We start from the raw sequence: 17,226 nt of genomic DNA, 5'->3' as shown, positions 1-17,226 counted from the left end.
CATAAGAGAGGGCATAAGTGAAAATTGTTTCGGACTTTCCGTCTCCCGACTTTCGACTTCCTTTTTTTTATCTTTGCAAAATGAAATCCATTTCTATAAACAGTACAGCTGAATTAGATACCGTAGCAGCGCAATTACTAGCATTTGCAAACGGTAATAAATTCTTCATTTTTGAAGGTGAAATGGCTGCTGGAAAGACGACTTTTATTAAAGCTTTTTGCTCAATTTTGGGAGTAGACGATGTAGTAAGCAGCCCTACGTTTTCTATTGTTAACGAATACGAAAGTAAAGCTGGATTAATTTATCATTTCGATTTTTATCGATTAAAAAACCAACAGGAAGCTTATGATATTGGTTATGAAGAATACTTTTACAGTGGCGATTATTGTCTTGTAGAATGGCCAAGTAAAGTTGAAGACCTTTTGCCAGAAAAGTACATCAAGGTAGAGATTGAGATTACTGGTGAGGAGCAGAGAGTTTTTACTTTTAGTGAGGTTAATGTTGATGGTTAATAGTCGATAGACCATTGCCTAGGTGCTTGAATGCGAGCTGGCCATTAACCATTGACCATTATCTATAAACCTTTTCTATTAACCATTATCCATCTCAACCATATTCATCTTTCAAAAAATTTCCGTAACTTCAAACACCTAAAAACTACCAGATTATCATGGCTACAGGATTAAGAGAAGGCATGGCCGCTATTGCTCAGAGAGGATTAATGCAGACCCAAGAGGAAATGCTGGAGACCAATCAAAAAAGTAATAATCTATTCATTGGCATCCCTAAAGAAACTTCATTTCAAGAATGTAGAATTGCACTAACTCCACTTTCTGTTGCGCTGTTAGTAAATAATGGACACAGAGTGGTAATTGAATCTGGTGCTGGTGTTGCTGCAAATTTTACAGACAAAGATTATAGTGAACAAGGCGCCCAAATCTCTTACAGCAAAAAAGATGTTTACGCCGCCGATATCATAGTTAAAATTGCTCCGCCAACTTTAGAAGAAGTAGGTTTAATGCATAAAGGGCAAACTTTAATTTCTGCCTTGCAAATTGGAACTTTAAAAGAAGCCAATTTAAAGGCCATCCTCCATAAAAAAATCAACGCCTTGTGTTTTGAGAATTTAAGAGATGAAGGCAATGTTCTAAGCGTGGTACGTGCCATGGGCGAAATTGTTGGCTCAGCTTCCATATTTATCGCTGCAGAATATCTAAGTAGCGCATTTGGCGGAAAGGGTTTAATGTTAGGTGGTTTTACTGGCGTTCCTCCAACAGAAATTGTAATTTTAGGCGCAGGAACTGTTGGCGAATATGCGGCTAGAACAGCGCTTTCTTTAGGCGCAGAAGTTAAGGTTTTCGATAGCTCTATTTTTAGGCTAAGGCGTTTACAAAATAATTTAGGAAGCAGAGTTTTTACTTCTGTCATGCAACCTATCGTACTTAACAAAGCGATAACAACTTGCGATGTGGTAATTGGTGCAGTAAGGTCTGAGCATGGCCGCAGCCCTTGTTTGGTGATGGAAGAAACCGTTGCCAGGATGAAGCCTCACTCTGTGGTGGTTGATGTAAGTATTGACCAGGGAGGTTGTTTCGAAACATCTGAGGTTACCAACCACAAAGATCCTGTTTTTAGAAAACACGATGTGATTCATTATTGTGTGCCAAATATTGCATCTAGGGTCCCTAGAACAGCATCGTATGCCTTAACGAATATTTTTGCCCCAATTTTAGTTGACATAGGCGATATGGGTGGATTAATGAATTTGGTGTGGAATAAAGCAGGCATTCGTGAGGCTTTATATGCTTATCAAGGTCACCTCACCAATAAAGATTTAGCCAATATTTACAATCTCCCTTTTAAAGATTTGGAGCTATTAGTTGTTTCTAATCAATAATATTTCGTCATTGCGAGGCACGAAGCCCGCCTGCGGCAGGCAGGCAATCTCATTTTAGGAATTAAATTTTAGATGAAAAACCTGAACATTCTTCTTTTTATAATATCGATTTCTTTATCGGCATGCGCTCAAAAAAATGCACAAAATCCTTATGGATTAAAAATCATCAATGATTATAAGGTTTATAAAGCTGATTATAAAACTAACCCGAACAACGAGTTAATCGAGATTAAAAAAGCTATTCCGTCTGTGGTATTAGACATCCGCTATGCGACGAAAAACAACTTTATGCAGCAGGTGATGTACAACCAAGCGAAGGCATTTGCAAGAAAACCTGTTGTAGAACATCTTAAAAAAATTCAAGCTGTTTTAAAAACAAAAGGCTATGGATTAAAAATATTTGATGCTTATCGTCCTTATGCCATTACCATTGCCTTTTGGGAAAAAGCAAGCGATAAAAACTTTGTAGCCAACCCAAATAAAGGTTCAAAGCATAACCGTGGTTGCGCCATAGATTTAACCATCATAGACCTTAAAACAGGCAAAGACGTACCAATGCCTACACCTTATGATAGCTTTGCGCCAGAAGCAGCTCCACATTTTGAAAAACTTCCAGCTGCAATTATTAAAAACAGAGATTTTTTAATTGCAACTATGCAAGCAAATGGCTTTAAAGTAATCTATAACGAATGGTGGCATTTCGATTTTAACGGTTGGCAAGATTATGATTTGATGGATATTCCGTTCGAGAAATTATAGCAATTATTGAGCAAGAACCTTTGGTTTGTAAATGAACTGCAGGTAAATCAAGGCGATAAAAGTAATGCCTGTGCAGATGTAAAATATGCTTGGAATTGTCGCCACATCATCAATAAAAATACTTCCTGCTAGCAAAGCCCCTAAACCTATTCCTACTTCCATAAAAATGTACATCGTGGCAACTGCTTTTCCCCTGTGACTAGCCTTGCTTAAATCAATTGTCCATGCGGTTACGCTCGGCGACAACATTCCTGTTGCTACACCATAAATCGCAGAAGCTGACATTAACCAAAATTCTGAGTTTGCAAACGCTATTCCTAGCAAGGAAATCATTAAAATTGATAGAGAAATCCTTAAAATTACCGTTCGTCCGTATTTATCGGAAACCTTTCCTGCAACAAACCTAATAAGCAGTGAAGCAAGTGTAAAAATCATAAAGAACAATCCTTTATTGCTCGTGCCTAAATGATGGCTCCAATCTGAGATTACAGTTAAAATTACGCCATAGCTAATGTAGCTCCATAAAACTATCAGCGCCGCTGGAAGAACTTGCCACTCTATAATATCCTCTTTTTTAATCTTCAAATGCGTCGCTTTAAAACGTTGTTTGTTAGGCAAGGTTTCCTTCATATTAGCCAAAATAACGATGGACAGCAACGCAAAAAGCGACGAACAATAAAACAGCATGTCAATGGAGAAGTGGTCGGTAATAGCGCTTCCAATGGCGGGGCCGATAGCTAATCCTGTACTAAAACAAACGCCATGAACACCCATCGCTTCACCCCATCTATCAGAAGGGACTAAATCTGCAACATAGGCGGAAGTTGCGGTTGGTTTAAAACCAGTAGAAAAACCGTGTAATAATCTTAAAAAAAGAAATCCAGCAACTGATGTTAATATTGGATATAGAAATCCGCATAAAAAACACACGATAGAACCAACTGCCATTACAGGAATACGACCAATGGTGTCTGTTAACTTTCCACTAAAAGGACGAGATATGCCAGCAGTTAAGGTAAAAAGTGCAATAATTAACCCCTTATACTCTGAACCACCTAAAGCTGATAAGTAAGCAGGCAGCTCTGGAATGAGCATATTAAAGCTAGCCGAAAAAAGAAATGAGCTTAAACAAACTAATCCGAATTGTAGGGTATAAATACTGGATGAAGGTTGCAATTAGATAATAAATTTATTTATTCATTTTCATTGCTTTAGCTTCGCCACCTTCCGTGTGGTGAGAGACGCCATAACGACTTGTTTTTACTTCCGTTTTTTTACCCTTAACCGTAACTGTGAAAAGGTAATCGTAGTCATCGTCAGTTAAAGGTTTAACTGGTTTTTCTCCACCAAAAGCTTCAATTATTTCTAATACTGTATTCGAATGCCCCACAATTAAAATGTTTTTGCCTTTTGCATTTGCAATTAATTGAGTTGCAAGTGCTTTTGTTTGGTCTGGATTATAGGTTTTAATGGAAATCCCAATTTTATCCGCTAATGGGAATCCTGTTAGCTTGGTTCTTTTATAATTCGTAGAGTAAATCGAATCAATTTTTTGCCCTTTTAATTCCTTTGCAAGTGCTTGAGCTCTTTCGCTACCTTCCGGAGATAATTCTGGGTCTTTCTCTTTAGGGTCACCCGTTAATTTTTCTGCGTGTCTAACCACATAAACTTTTAATGCTTTTTGTGCATTTACAGTTTGGTGACCAACTAGCAATAAGAAGCAAATAATTATAAAGTTTTTCATATTTCTATTCTAAAAGGATTCGATTAATTTTTTAATGTCTGATTTATCGTGCCAACTACTTAAAACGATTCTATTCACAATTGGCCCGTCCTTATCTGGGTAGGGGAATGATGAAACTAGAATGTTGTTTGTCAGCAACTTTTTGCTAATGTCTGCATTTTTAAAGAAAAACACTGGAAAATCTTCAATAAAATGCCATTCATCTTTTCCTTTCAATTTCTCGCTCAAGGTAAAGATGTTTTCCTTTAGTTTTTGCAATTCCTTTCTATAAATTTCATCGCCCTGCATGAACGCAAAAAGCCCCGCAGCTGATGGTGGTGAAGCACCTAAAAACTCATTGCTTTCTTTTAACTTGCGGATGATTTTTCCGGAGCTTAAAACTATTCCCGCATCAACGCCTAAAGCTTTTGCCATAGAGGCGATTAAAACCACTTCCAAGTTTTCTTGATACTGAATTGCTGATAATGCACTCAAACCATTGTTGTTTAATCCAATTCCGTGAGAATCATCAACCAATAAAATAATTTGTTTTTCGTTTGACATCCTCTTTAGGAAAGAAAAATCATAAATCTCTGGATAGAGATTATTCATCGAATTGCTAATGATAACCCAGTTCGTTTTTTCACTTTCATTGATTTCATTAACTAAACCAATTGACCAATCTGAAAATGAGCTATCAATTTTTGGGTCATCTTTTAACCATAATGCTGGATGAGTTGCAGGAGCATATTTAATTTCGCCAAAAGTAGAGATTGTTTTGATCGTTAACTGAGCGGCTAAATATCCACTAGAAGTGATTAATGCTGCTTCTGCGCCAAACTTTTTAGCGGCGAATTTTTCGACATCTCCATAAATTCCAAGCTGAACATTATTGCCTCTACTTGTACCGTTGTTAAGGCCGTATTTTTTTATTCCTTCAACATAAAGTTTGACGAAATCTTCATTTTGAGGAATGCCTAAATAAGCCGTTCCGCCAAAATAAAGGTAGGTTTTATCCTTAAATTGAATTTGCGGACCTAAGGGTATTGTTAGATTTTTAAATATTTCTTCTTGCATTAATACGTTCTACCCAATTGGTCGTTTGCTGCTTTGATTAGAGATTTATCATTATTCGTATCATGAGAAAACTCCCAGAACATAATTCCATTAGCCCTTTCTTTTGCTTTTTGGGTTTTGGCCTTTATTAGTGGAATACTATTGTAGCCATAGGTTTTTCCATTAACCGTTGCTACATTCAGGTTTACATCGGCGCCAGAAGCCTCAATGTCGCGATAACCAATTGCTGCCCCAGCATTATCTTTACCGTAGAGCGGCATACCTAAAATTGCCTTTTCCTTAGGCATTCCTTTTGTAATTAGCCAAACATTTAAACTTGCTTCAGTCATTTTCATCGATGCGTGGTTTAATGGTTCGGCGCTATCATAACCCGCACCATCGTACTGCATGATATTGAAAAAATCTACATAGTTATAAACTTCTGCCTGTATCGCATCTTTGTTGGTAGAAGTGTAAACTGCTGGGGTTATTGCCGCACTCAAAAATTTATTAAGCTTATGTAACTCTGTAGATAATTCTTTCATTAACAAAGTAAAATCTGTATTTGGGTTTCCATTTTCTGTTCTTGGATATTCCCAATCCATATCTACTCCATCCAAATTATTGTTTTTCGCAAAAGTTACAATGTTCTTTACAAAGTTAGCTCTAGCCGTTTCAGATTTCGCTATGGCTGCAAAGGTTGCCTCTGTTACACCCGTTGCGATACTAATAGAAATACCAAATTTTACATTATTTGCTTTAGCTTTTTGTTGCACTGCAGAAAATCTTGCCTGCTGAGGTAATGCCATTAAAGAGCCGTCAGCCGCTGCATTTGGACTTAGAAAAGCATAAAATAAGTGGGTAATCATTTTATATTTTGCATCCGAAACCGTGTTTGGGTCTCTGTAACTCGGCATATATGCAACAATTTTAAAACTATTATCAGCTACATATTGTGTTGGGGTAGCTGGTGTTGTTGTATTAGGAGGCGTATCTACGGGTGCGGGAGAATCGCTTTTTTTACAGGCGTTTAATGTTAAAACGATAGTTAGTACAAATAGTAGCTTTTTAAATTTCATTTTATTTCAATTGATTCTTAAAAAATTCAAATTGTTGTTTGATAGATTTTGTCCAGTAAGTTTTATTGTGGCCTCCTGGTTGAGAAATATAGGTAGCATTAAGTTTTAACTCATCGCACTTTTGCTTAAGCTGATTGTTTGCAACGTAGAACATATCTGATGAACCACAATCAAAAATAATCGGTTTTTCATTTCCTTTTAGTTGATTGATGTTTTCAATAACCGAAAATTTCTTCCATAACTCACTATCAGCTTGAGGATTTCCCAATAAATCTCCCAAACCAAATTTACCAAATCCATCTGATAATTTTACACCCCCACTAGTACTTCCTGCCCCACTAAATAAATCTGGCCTTTTTATAAAAAGATATAATGCGCCATGACCGCCCATACTTAGCCCACTTATAAATACGTTTTTGTCGTCTACTTTGTATTTAGTTTTGATGTCTGGATAAAGCTCATTAAAGAAAAAGGTTTCATATTGCCAATCGGCTTTTACAGGGCTATTAAGATACCAACTGCTAAATAGGCCATCTGGACATATAATGATAAACCCATACTCATCAGCATATTTCTGTGCATTCATGATATTGTTCCACTGTTTATAGTTACCGCTATAACCATGCAGCAAAAACATAACTGGTAGTTTATCAAGCTTCTTATAGTTTTTTGGTTTGAAAACCCAAGTGGTATCTGCCTTAGGCAAATTTTTACTTTGATAAACGAGTTGCTCCTGCGAATAGGCAGAAAGCTGCCAGAAGAAGGCTATGATTAAAATAATTAGTCGTTTCATTTAAAAATTATCGTGAATGTATGTCATTACCCTTACCATTTCCTTCCTAACGTCTGCAGTTGGAATAACAAAATTATTATTCATAAATGAGAATATTAAAACCCTTCCAGATTTTGTAATCACATAGCCACTTTGATTATGATTATTAGAAAGGCTACCTGTTTTGCCAAATACAAAAGGATTATCTGTTTTTGGATAAGCATTTTTTAGTGTTCCTGTTTTTCCTCCAGCAGGCAACATATTAAACAGCTTATCTTGATTATTTACTTCTCCATAAATTAACTCTAAAAGCTTAACCATATCTCTGGGTGTAAATAAATTCCCTCTAGATAAGCCAGAACCATCTACCCATTTTGGTTTGTCTGGTAAGGCCGACAAATAAGTGCTATTAATGTAAGTTATTGTTTTTGCAGTATTTAAATCCTCGCTTATTTTGTTTCCATAAACCAGCAAAAGTTGTTCGGCAATAAAATTATCGCTGGGTAGCATCATTTGTTTAAATACAGAATCGCTTTTAGCGTTATAAATTGTTTTTGCTGATGTTGGCATTTTCATGTTAATAATGCCGATGTATTTGTTCAAAGTGTCTGACAATAGATTAACCGTGGTTGAGTTTGACACTTTATAAGGCACTTGTTGTCCGTACTTTGCCGCAATTTCAGCTTTTGGATAAACGAATCTATTGGTATTAAAGTCTCTTATCACTTTAAAAGGTTGAGTGCTTGTGCTATCTAAAACGAAACATGAAGCGAATGTTTGCGGTAATATTTCCATTTTACCTTTGTCTTTGGCACTTATCAAAACCATGTTATCAAACAATGGCAATTCATTAATTTCTGCCTGATAATACTCATTGTAATCATCCCATTGCCAGCCGTTTCCATAAAAATCTCCTGTATATCTACCAGGCGCAAAAAATAATTTTTTATTGGTTGATTTTAACAGATTATAGGCATTAACACCCTTCAGTTGTGTATGTAAAAATGAAGGATCTCCAGTTCCCCAAAAAATAAGAGAATCACCTTTTTCAATATATCTTAATGAGGGGATAGAATCTGGCATCATTTTCAGCCCCGCATAAAAAGTATAAAGTTTAGTGTTAGATGCTGGTGTATAATATTTATCTGCGTCTTTCTGGAAAATCATTTCCTTCTTTTGCATATCGTAAAGCGCAAAGCCTACTTGATATTTATCAATTATTTGAGAATTTTTAAATTCTTTGCTTACTTTATGAGCGATAATCTTATTTGTAGAACAAGACGAAAATATTATCGCAAAAAGAAAAATCAGATATAACTTGTGTTTTTTATTAATTAGGGAATGGTTTTCCATTTATATATCCATTATTGATAGAAATGTGCGCCCTAATTTATTAATTTAGTTTCATGAAATATTGGCAACGGGTAATAAAAATCCCTTTAATGTTCTGTTTTATTGGAATCATTACCTTTCAAATGATTTTTTCATTAAAGGGTTATGCCCAAGCCTTTACTTTTCCTGACAAACAAAAAAGATCCTTTATAAATTTTGAATTTGTAAAGAATTTGATCGTAATACCTATTTATATTAATAATAAAGGACCTTATAATTTTATTTTAGATACAGGGGCTGGTCCTTTGATCATTACTGAACCTACTTTAATAGACACCCTCGGTCTTAAAAACTTACGTTCAACAAAAATACGAGGCCTAGGCCAGGGTGAAGAAATCGATGCCTATATAACAGGAGAGCTGAGTGTTCAAGTAAAAGAAGCAAACATCAACAATATTCCAACAGCTATACTAAAAAAAGATATTTTTAATTTATCAAGTTATCTTGGTAAAAAGATTTATGGCATAATTGGCTTCTATTTCTTTAACAGCTTTGTCGTGAAGGTAAATTATACAAATCAGCGAGTTAGTTTTATTTTACCAAGTGTAAAAATCAAGAAAAGAGGAGCAAAGTTCCAAATTGAAATAGAAAATAAAAAGCCATACATAACCGTCGATATTACTACCCCACAATTACAGAATATAAAGGCAAAATTAATTGTTGATTGTGGTGCTGGCCATGCACTGTCAATGGAAGCCTTAAATGGAGCGGCCTTTCCTCTACCAGACACTAGTATTGCTGCAAATTTAGGGTTAGGTTTGAGCGGACTAATTGATGGTCGAGTTGGAAGAATTCCTCTTTTAAAGCTGGGAAATTATAAATTTAAAAATATAATAACAGGCTTTCCTGCGTTTGAGTCTGTTGCTGCGCAAATTGGTTATAATTCCCAAGATGGAAATCTTGGCGCTGAGTTCTTAAGGCGATTTGACATGACTTATGATTATCCAAATAATGCAATTTATTTTAAACCAAATCAGGGCTACAATTTACCTTTTGACCATGATATGTCTGGAATGGAGGTCTATACCGATCCGGATAATAACAAAAGATACTTTATTGGAAGAATAGAACCTGGTTCATCAGCAGAAAAATATGGCTTTCTAGAGCAGGATGAAATTGTTGGAATAGATTTTAAACTTGCCGAGCTATACTCTTTGGAGGAAATCACAAAATTGTTTAAATCTGATAATGGAAAAACCATTGTTGTTGAAATTATCAGAAACGACAAAAACATTATTAAGCTTCTTAAATTAAAAAGACGGATCTAACAATTAGATTATTAATAAAGCATGAAATCAACACTTTTTATTTTTTTGATTGCCTTAAGCCAAATTACATTTGCGCAAAATATCGACTCCACAACACTGGTTAAAGCAAAATGGCAAAAGCAGAAAATTGCACCTAAAACAAAATTAATCACACATCATTTTGATCAAAAAAATCTATTTGCTGCAAATCAATACATCGCTTACATAGAAATTAAAAGAAAAGGTAACGCTCCTGTTTTTGCATTTGGCAATGAAATAAAGGAAAAGAAAACAACTTCTACTTTTGGCAAAGAACTTAATGCATTGGCGGCCATTAACGGTACATTTTTCGATGTTGCGAATGGTGGTTCTGTCGATTTCATTAAAATGGATGGTGCTGTAATTAAACAAAATGTATTAGACAAAAATGGAAATAGAGCAAGGCATCAGAAAGCTGCAATAGTTATAGATCAAGGTAAATTAAGTTTAAAAAAGTGGGATAATACTCCAAACTGGGAAAACACTTTAACAGAAAAAGATGTGATGCTAAGTGGACCTTTGTTAACCTTTAATCAGCACAACGAAAAATTAGACACCACATCTTTTACCAAAGCTCGTCACCCTAGAAGTGCCGTTGGTTTTAAACCGAACGGAAACATCATTTTGCTTACGGTAGACGGAAGGCAAGAAAACTCTGCTGGGATGAGTCTTTACGAATTAACTAATTTGATGCGCTGGTTAGGTTGTTCGAGTTCGATTAATTTAGATGGCGGCGGCTCTACAACTTTATGGGTTTCATCTTTTGCTGGAAACGGAGTGGTTAATTTCCCTTCAGATAATAAAAAATGGGACCATGAAGGAGAAAGAAAAGTTGCGAATGTTATCCTTTTAAAAAAGAAACAATAATATATTTGCCGCTGTTATTTGTGAGTGTTGTTTATAATGAAATTTAATCTCCTTTCTTTCCCGGTTCTAATTATAAGTTTACTTTTTTGCTGTGCATGTAACTCTAAATCTGAAAAATCTAATAAAGACGAGGAGCCTGAAAGTGATTTAACTTTTCGAGATGTAAATGGTATCCGTTTTTATGAAGTTAAGCGTAGGTTTAAAAACGGATTATCCTTTAATAAGGATGGGTTTCAGCAAGAACCTACTTGGATAATTCAATTTAAATCTCCAGATACAATGCTTGCCTATAGTCCAGAAAAGCAAGGAATGGAAGCCTTTTATCTCCAATTTGACCATGGCCAAGTTTATAATTTTGCAAGAGAATATTTTAGGGTAAAAACCATAACCAAAGATAGCCTGATTTTACAAAGGCTACAGGTTGATGGTAGAGTTATAGCAGGAGATGACGATGTTCGCTCTGATGTTTATTGCACTTACTACACCCAAAAATATATTGAAAAAGTCCTTCACACTACGGTTGGAGAACTTCAAAGGCCAACTAAAGCAGACACACTATTCATCAAAAACCTTTCAGACAAGACAAACAAAGATCCATCAAATGCAAAAATAGCATTTGCTGCAAGAGAGCCTGTTGTATTTACACCGAAAGGAGATTTTGTTACAGTAGAAAAATTTAGCACGCAAGATGCTACAACACACAGAACTCAAGCTTACGATTACATTTATCCAGAGTATAGAATTGAGATTAAAAAATCTTATAAAGCCTTTGCCTATCGCTTTTCCTTGATCGTTGCTGCGGATGGAAAAATGTATGTAAACAGGGTTGATGGCGTAATGGAAGAAGATATGGCCGCTAGAAAGAGATTATATCAAGGAATAACAGACGTCTATTTAAAAAACCTTTTAAAAATAACTCCTGGGACAACCTTGGGTATCCCACATTCTAGTGAAATAACTGTAAATCTAGTGGGCAAACTTGCAAAATAAAAGCCTGTTTCATAGTTATTTACCAAAAAATGAGGTATTTGCATTTATTAATAATTAATTATGTACATTGCACACTTAATTATTAAATACAATACAATGCAAGAAGGAACAGTAAAATTTTTTAATGTAACTAAAGGTTTCGGATTTATTATCCCTGCAAACGGCGATAGCGAAATTTTTGTACATTCAACAGGTCTTATCGACGAAATTCGTGAAAACGATAAAGTTGAATATGATGTTGAAAGCGGTAAAAAAGGTTTAAACGCCGTTAATGTGAAAGTAATCTAATTATTATCATATTTTACCAAAAAGCCCCGATTTAACATCGGGGCTTTTTTGGTTATTAGGGTTTTTGTATATCAATTTTACTTCTGATAAACTCTTACATAGTCAACCTTCATCTCAGCAGGAAAAACAGATTCGTCAATTCCCTTTTTCCCGCCCCAGCCACCACCAACCGCAACATTCATTAATAAATGAAACGATTGGTCAAATGGCCACTGCTCACTTCCTTTGCCGCTATTTTTAAAGGTTAATGCTTTTTGGTCGTCAATAAAGAAATCGATATGGTCTGCAAACCATTCTATTGAGTAAACGTGATATTCCGTGTAAGGATTTAAAACCTTTAACCCATTACCCACTTGTGTGTTTATTTTATGATTAAAAGATTTAGTATGAACTGTTGTATACACCGTGTCTGGCTCGTAACCAACATGTTCCATTACATCAATTTCTCCGCTACTTGGCCAATTTCCATATTTCCAATCTCCAGGTAACATCCAAATGGCCGGCCAAAGCCCTCTTCCTTTTGGCAGCATTGCCCTTACTTCTAATCGCCCGTATTTCCAATCGAATTTCTTTCTAGTGGTTACTCGTGCAGAAGTAAAATTCATGTTTTCTTTATCCGCTTTGCGAGCAATAATATTTAAAACTCCTTTATCTACTTTTGCATTTAAAGTGTCTGCATTGGTATAAAATTGTTTCTCCTCATTTCCCCAACCAGAGCCGCCAACATCATAAGTCCAGTTGTTTGGGTCAGGTAATCCTTTACCATTAAACTCATCGGCCCATTTTAATTTCCAACCTTTAGCCACTGGCGATTTTTTAATCAATTCAAAAGTTAATTCTGGCTCATTTGTGGTAATGTAGTCAAAGTTGTTAGCTAACAAATACTCTATTTCTTGAGGTAAATTTGCTGTCCAGCCATTTAATGTAATGCCATATTTTTTGAATTTTGGGATATAATCCACATTTTTTTGATACACCGAAAAGTGGTAATCTACACCAGAAAAGTTATCCGCCTTCATTTTTTCAGGAGTTGCGTCTCCTTTTAGGTATTGAACCTTCGCCCCTGGCATATTCTTGATAATTTGAGTACAGATATCATATCCAAAACTGATATACTCAACCCAAGCTTCGGCCTTCATTTTCCTTACCATTTTTAGCGCCATTGCAGTTAAAAGCGAATCTCTTTCTCTTCCTAAGTTTTGAGGTTTTAACTCTAAAATAAGTTTTGTCGTTTTTTGCTTCATTCCCTCTTTTAGATACGCTTCTAGTGTTGGTATAAACTCGCCGTTCGAAAGTTTTTTAGCTAATAATTCTTTATAGGTAGATTTTCCAATATTGATACCCAAGAAATTTGGGTCATGGTTTACTACCATTACGCTGTCTTTAGATAAATGAACGTCAAACTCAGAACCATGACAGCCCAATTTTACAGCTTGCTGTAGCGACGCGATAGAGTTTTCTGGTAGTCCAAGCTTTTTCCATGCGCCACGATGGGCAACAACTTGGTTTTTATTCCAAGAGGTTATGGTTTTTTGAGCCATCGTATTTGTAACTATCATACCGATGAACATTGTCGAAATCAATAATCTTTTCATATTTGGGTTTTGAAATGATAAAATTAAGGTTTTGAAACAAAGTTTATATTGATTTTTTGTTAACTTATGCCTGATTATGTAAAAATCATCCCTCAACGTGTTTATTGGTATTTATGACACATGATTTTTACCTTTATATTCGTTAAAAGCTTATGGGCAGTAATTACGACCTTCTTATAGCTAAGATTAATGAGTTTACTCGAAAGTTTTACCTCAATAAACTTTTGCGTGGAAGCATTTATGCTGCAGCCAGTATTTTAGGCCTGTATCTTTGCCTCTTTGTATTGGTTTATTATTTCCATCCAGGAACTGCCACCAAAACCGCCTTATTCTTTTCATTTTTATTGATTTCTCTAACTGCTATTGGATTTTGGATTGTTAAACCGGCTTTAGCCTATTTTAAACTAAGCAAAACCTTAAGTGTAGAACAAGCCGCAAGTTTAATCGGTAATCACTTTTTTAATGTGAAGGACAGATTACTAAACACCTTGCAGTTAAAAGCATTGGCTGATGATTCTCCCCAAAACAGTCAATTAATTTTAGCGGGTATAGACCAAAAAATTGGCGACTTAAGACCAATCCCTTTTGCAAGTGCCATCAACCTTAACGACAATAAAAAGCACATTAAATATATTTTAGTGCCATTGGCGATAATTATTTTCATTGGGATTATTGCACCTGCCATTTTAAAAGAAGGTACGAATAGCTTTATCCGTTACAACGAAGAAATTTTACCTAAAGCACCTTTTGATTTTAATGTTTTAAACAAAAATTTAAGGGTTACACAGGGTGATGATTTTACAGTGAAGCTAGAGTTAACGGGAAATGAATTTCCGCAAGATGTTTATATTGAAGATGGTGCAAATACCTATAAATTAGAAAAAGAGAACATCAGCCATTTCAGTTATACTTTTAAAAACATTCAAAAGAATAAATCATTGCGCTTTTTTGGCGGCGGATTTAATTCTAGTTCTTTTGTGTTAGATGTAAAACCCAAACCATCACTACTTAACATGAGCGCTAAGCTTAATTTTCCTGCTTACCTGAATAGACAAAGCGAAGAATTGAGTAATGTAGGCGATTTGCTAATCCCCGAAGGAACAAAAGTTACGTGGGAATTACATACCGAAAACAGTGATGAATTGGCGTTTATCTTACAAAACCAGTCCTACAAATTAACTGTTGAAGATGATGTGGCGAGCTTTAGCACAACTATGCGAAAAAACAGCAACTACCGTATTGTTCCAAAAAACACTTTTGTAAGCAATGCTGATTCCTTAACTCATCAAATTGCTGTAATTGCAGATCAATTTCCAAGTATCGCGGTAACAGAAACACCAGATTCTGCTAGCACAAAAGCACTTTATTTTTCAGGAAATATTGCTGATGACTACGGCTTTTCATCATTAAAATTTAAGTATAACATTAAGGAAAATGGCAAAACAATTGGCAGCCTAAGTAAAGTTATCACCATTAAAAACAACCAAATAGAAAACGCCTTTTTCTATCTATGGGATTTAAAAGATATTGCCGTAAAACCTGGGCAAGTGCTAGAATACTATTTTGAAGTAGCAGATAATGATGGTGTAAACGGCGCTAAAGTTTCTCGTTCAGAAATTAAAACTTATCAGGTTCCAACCCAACAGCAAGTTGCCGAAAAAATGGAAGAAGGCAGTGAAGCGTTGAAACAAAAGATGGAGTCGACCATTAAGTTGGCCAATAAGATTGAAAAAGACAGCAAAAAACTGGCTCAAGATTTATTGGATAAAAAACAATTAACCTTTGAAGATAAAAAGCAAGTTGAGCAATTATTAGATAAACAAAAACAGTTAGAAGAAGCCGTTAAGGATATTAAAAAACAGAACGAGAAAAACACCTTAGAAAAACAAGAAAACAATACACTTAACGAAGAACTAAAAGAAAAGCAAAAACAAATAGACGATTTGTTTAACAATGTTTTAGATGAAAAGACCAAACAATTATTGCAAAAACTGCAACAATTAATGGAGCTTAACAATAAAGACATGACCAGGGAAGAGTTGGCCAAAATGCAACTGGACAATAAAACCTTAAAAAATGAATTAGACCGTATTTTAGAACTGTACAAACAATTAGAATTTGAGCAAAACTTGCAAAACAAAATTGACCGTTTAGAAGAAATGGCTAAACAGCAAAAAGAGTTAAGTCAACAAGCTAAAGAGAAAAATGCGAATTTAAATGATATTAAAAACAAGCAAGACCAACTCAATAAAGATTTTAAGGATTTACAAAAGGAACTGGCTGAGCTTGATAAGAAAAATCAAGAGTTAGATAAGCCTAATCAATTTGAAAATCCTAAGGAACAAACTGAGCAGATTGAGAAAAACCAACAAGAAAGTAAAGAGCAGCTAAATAAAAACGATAAACAAAAGGCTTCGGAAAAACAACAACAGGCAGCTGAGAAAATGGAAAAGCTGGCTCAAAAAATGAAAGAAGACAAACAAGAGGGCGAGGAAGAGGAAGATAAAACCAACGCCGAAGAGTTACGCCGTTTGTTAGAAAATTTATTAAGCACTTCTTTTGAGCAGGAAAAAGTTTTGTTGGCTTTAAGGAGAATGAATAGCAATGACCCTGCCTACATTAGCAATGTTCAGCAGCAGAGCACCATAAAAGACAACATGAAAACCATTGCCGATAGCTTGTTTTCATTAAGTAAAAGAGTGCCTCAAATTGCTACAACTGTAAATGCAGAGGTTGATAAAATTAATTTCAATATTGGGAAAGCCTTGGATTATTTGGGTGATAGAAGAACGCCTGAGGCCAATCGTTCTCAACAACTCACCATGACGTCTTTAAACAACTTGGCTTTAATGATGAATGAAGCTTTGGAAAGTATGAGAGATGCCATGAAAAACTCAAAACCTGGAAGCGGCAAAAAGAGCAAAAAACAAAGCATGAAACAATTAGAGCAAATGCAGCAACAATTGAATAAAAATATGCAAAATGCTCGGGAGAAAATGCAAAAGGAAGGCGGCAATATGGGCACCGTTCCAAAAGGACAAATGAGCCAAGAGTTTGCTAAAATGGCGCAGCAACAGCAAATGATTAGAGAAGCCTTGCAAAAAATAAATAAGGAAGAAAATAAGGACGGGAAGGGCTCTTTGGGTAACCTGAATCAAATTGTAGAGGATATGAAAAAATCTGAAGCCGAGCTTTGGAATAAAAAGATCACAGAGGAAACGATGAACCGTCAGAAAAACTTGCAGACAAAATTATTAGATGCAGATAAAGCGCAGCGTGAGCAAGACCAAGATTCGAAAAGGGAAAGTAATGCGGCAAAAGATTTTCCGCCATCTTATCAGCAAATGCTAGAGAAGTTTAAAAAACAACAGCAAAGTGAAAGTGAGTTGATTCAAAAACTCCCGCCAAATTTGAATTATTACTACAAAAACAAAATAGCAGAATATTTTAAATTGCTAAATTCGCCAAATCGTTAGTTCGTCATTGCGAGGCACGAAGCAATCTTAATGCGATAGTCAATAA

15 protein-coding genes are annotated in these 17,226 nt (G+C 35.4%); 8 read left to right on the top strand and 7 right to left on the bottom strand.

What is annotated here, in order from left to right; all coding sequences use genetic code 11:
* Nucleotides 1-80 precede the first annotated feature (80 nt).
* From tsaE to R2Q59_RS14440, 3 genes are all read left to right on the top strand, one after another.
* A complete protein-coding gene (gene tsaE / locus R2Q59_RS14450; RefSeq protein WP_316785995.1) occupies nt 81-512 on the top strand; it encodes a tRNA (adenosine(37)-N6)-threonylcarbamoyltransferase complex ATPase subunit type 1 TsaE in 432 nt (143 codons plus the stop codon).
* 158 nt (nt 513-670) lie between these two features.
* A complete protein-coding gene (locus R2Q59_RS14445; RefSeq protein WP_316770194.1) occupies nt 671-1,897 on the top strand; it encodes an alanine dehydrogenase in 1,227 nt (408 codons plus the stop codon).
* 72 nt (nt 1,898-1,969) lie between these two features.
* On the top strand, nt 1,970-2,656 hold the full coding sequence (locus tag R2Q59_RS14440) for a M15 family metallopeptidase (protein WP_316785994.1): 687 nt from the start codon (nt 1,970-1,972) through the stop codon (nt 2,654-2,656).
* A 3-nt stretch (nt 2,657-2,659) separates the two neighbouring features.
* Here R2Q59_RS14440 and R2Q59_RS14435 read toward each other — a convergent pair whose 3' ends face one another.
* The 6 genes from R2Q59_RS14435 to R2Q59_RS14410 form a co-directional block, all read right to left on the bottom strand.
* Nucleotides 2,660-3,751, bottom strand: a complete 1,092-nt coding sequence (locus tag R2Q59_RS14435; protein ID WP_410478920.1) for an MFS transporter — start codon at nt 3,749-3,751, stop codon at nt 2,660-2,662.
* 94 nt (nt 3,752-3,845) lie between these two features.
* A complete protein-coding gene (locus R2Q59_RS14430) occupies nt 3,846-4,400 on the bottom strand; it encodes a phosphoglycerate mutase family protein (protein ID WP_316770190.1) in 555 nt (184 codons plus the stop codon).
* A gap of 9 nt (nt 4,401-4,409) precedes the next feature.
* A complete protein-coding gene (locus R2Q59_RS14425; protein WP_316785992.1) occupies nt 4,410-5,456 on the bottom strand; it encodes an aminotransferase class I/II-fold pyridoxal phosphate-dependent enzyme in 1,047 nt (348 codons plus the stop codon).
* Nucleotides 5,456-6,514, bottom strand: a complete 1,059-nt coding sequence (locus tag R2Q59_RS14420) for a glycosyl hydrolase family 18 protein (RefSeq protein WP_316785991.1) — start codon at nt 6,512-6,514, stop codon at nt 5,456-5,458. Before R2Q59_RS14420 ends, R2Q59_RS14425 begins: the two co-directional genes overlap by 1 nt.
* 1 nt (nt 6,515) lies before the next feature.
* Complete coding sequence (locus R2Q59_RS14415) at nt 6,516-7,307, bottom strand: alpha/beta hydrolase family protein (protein ID WP_316770183.1); 792 nt, start codon at nt 7,305-7,307, stop codon at nt 6,516-6,518.
* Nucleotides 7,308-8,639 carry a D-alanyl-D-alanine carboxypeptidase gene (locus R2Q59_RS14410; RefSeq protein WP_316770182.1) on the bottom strand — a complete coding sequence of 444 codons (1,332 nt, stop codon included), beginning with the start codon at nt 8,637-8,639 and terminating at the stop codon, nt 7,308-7,310.
* 53 nt (nt 8,640-8,692) lie between these two features.
* Between R2Q59_RS14410 and R2Q59_RS14405 the strand changes: the two genes are divergently transcribed.
* The 4 genes from R2Q59_RS14405 (at nt 8,693) to R2Q59_RS14390 (ending at nt 12,109) form a co-directional block, all read left to right on the top strand.
* Nucleotides 8,693-9,946: an aspartyl protease family protein gene (locus tag R2Q59_RS14405; RefSeq protein ID WP_316785990.1), complete on the top strand. Its 1,254-nt coding sequence runs from the start codon at nt 8,693-8,695 to the stop codon at nt 9,944-9,946.
* 21 nt (nt 9,947-9,967) lie between these two features.
* Nucleotides 9,968-10,831: a phosphodiester glycosidase family protein gene (locus tag R2Q59_RS14400; RefSeq protein ID WP_316770178.1), complete on the top strand. Its 864-nt coding sequence runs from the start codon at nt 9,968-9,970 to the stop codon at nt 10,829-10,831.
* A gap of 36 nt (nt 10,832-10,867) precedes the next feature.
* Nucleotides 10,868-11,821 carry a hypothetical protein gene (locus tag R2Q59_RS14395; RefSeq protein WP_316770176.1) on the top strand — a complete coding sequence of 318 codons (954 nt, stop codon included), beginning with the start codon at nt 10,868-10,870 and terminating at the stop codon, nt 11,819-11,821.
* A gap of 96 nt (nt 11,822-11,917) precedes the next feature.
* Entirely contained in the window at nt 11,918-12,109 is a 192-nt protein-coding gene (locus R2Q59_RS14390; protein WP_090993574.1) for a cold-shock protein, read from the top strand.
* Nucleotides 12,110-12,186: 77 nt separating this feature from the next.
* Here R2Q59_RS14390 and R2Q59_RS14385 read toward each other — a convergent pair whose 3' ends face one another.
* Nucleotides 12,187-13,704, bottom strand: a complete 1,518-nt coding sequence (locus tag R2Q59_RS14385) for a family 16 glycosylhydrolase (protein ID WP_316770174.1) — start codon at nt 13,702-13,704, stop codon at nt 12,187-12,189.
* Nucleotides 13,705-13,856: 152 nt separating this feature from the next.
* Between R2Q59_RS14385 and R2Q59_RS14380 the strand changes: the two genes are divergently transcribed.
* Nucleotides 13,857-17,180, top strand: a complete 3,324-nt coding sequence (locus tag R2Q59_RS14380) for a DUF4175 family protein (protein WP_316785989.1) — start codon at nt 13,857-13,859, stop codon at nt 17,178-17,180.
* The last annotated feature ends 46 nt before the right edge of the window (nt 17,181-17,226 follow it).

Origin of the sequence: Pedobacter frigiditerrae, assembly GCF_032678705.1 — a bacterium.
Taxonomy (GTDB): Bacteria; Bacteroidota; Bacteroidia; order Sphingobacteriales; family Sphingobacteriaceae; genus Pedobacter; species Pedobacter frigiditerrae_A.
The sequence above is the reverse complement of the archived record's forward strand: the minus strand, read 5'-3'. Positions and strand labels throughout refer to the sequence as shown.

Coding starts and splice junctions, on each gene's coding strand:
- tsaE (WP_316785995.1), top strand. CDS start 81: ATGAAATCCATTTCTATAAACAGTACAGCTGAATTAGATACCGTAGCA.
- R2Q59_RS14445 (WP_316770194.1), top strand. CDS start 671: ATGGCTACAGGATTAAGAGAAGGCATGGCCGCTATTGCTCAGAGAGGA.
- R2Q59_RS14440 (WP_316785994.1), top strand. CDS start 1,970: ATGAAAAACCTGAACATTCTTCTTTTTATAATATCGATTTCTTTATCG.
- R2Q59_RS14435 (WP_410478920.1), bottom strand. CDS start 3,751: ATGCTCATTCCAGAGCTGCCTGCTTACTTATCAGCTTTAGGTGGTTCA.
- R2Q59_RS14430 (WP_316770190.1), bottom strand. CDS start 4,400: ATGAAAAACTTTATAATTATTTGCTTCTTATTGCTAGTTGGTCACCAA.
- R2Q59_RS14425 (WP_316785992.1), bottom strand. CDS start 5,456: ATGCAAGAAGAAATATTTAAAAATCTAACAATACCCTTAGGTCCGCAA.
- R2Q59_RS14420 (WP_316785991.1), bottom strand. CDS start 6,514: ATGAAATTTAAAAAGCTACTATTTGTACTAACTATCGTTTTAACATTA.
- R2Q59_RS14415 (WP_316770183.1), bottom strand. CDS start 7,307: ATGAAACGACTAATTATTTTAATCATAGCCTTCTTCTGGCAGCTTTCT.
- R2Q59_RS14410 (WP_316770182.1), bottom strand. CDS start 8,639: ATGGAAAACCATTCCCTAATTAATAAAAAACACAAGTTATATCTGATT.
- R2Q59_RS14405 (WP_316785990.1), top strand. CDS start 8,693: ATGAAATATTGGCAACGGGTAATAAAAATCCCTTTAATGTTCTGTTTT.
- R2Q59_RS14400 (WP_316770178.1), top strand. CDS start 9,968: ATGAAATCAACACTTTTTATTTTTTTGATTGCCTTAAGCCAAATTACA.
- R2Q59_RS14395 (WP_316770176.1), top strand. CDS start 10,868: ATGAAATTTAATCTCCTTTCTTTCCCGGTTCTAATTATAAGTTTACTT.
- R2Q59_RS14390 (WP_090993574.1), top strand. CDS start 11,918: ATGCAAGAAGGAACAGTAAAATTTTTTAATGTAACTAAAGGTTTCGGA.
- R2Q59_RS14385 (WP_316770174.1), bottom strand. CDS start 13,704: ATGAAAAGATTATTGATTTCGACAATGTTCATCGGTATGATAGTTACA.
- R2Q59_RS14380 (WP_316785989.1), top strand. CDS start 13,857: ATGGGCAGTAATTACGACCTTCTTATAGCTAAGATTAATGAGTTTACT.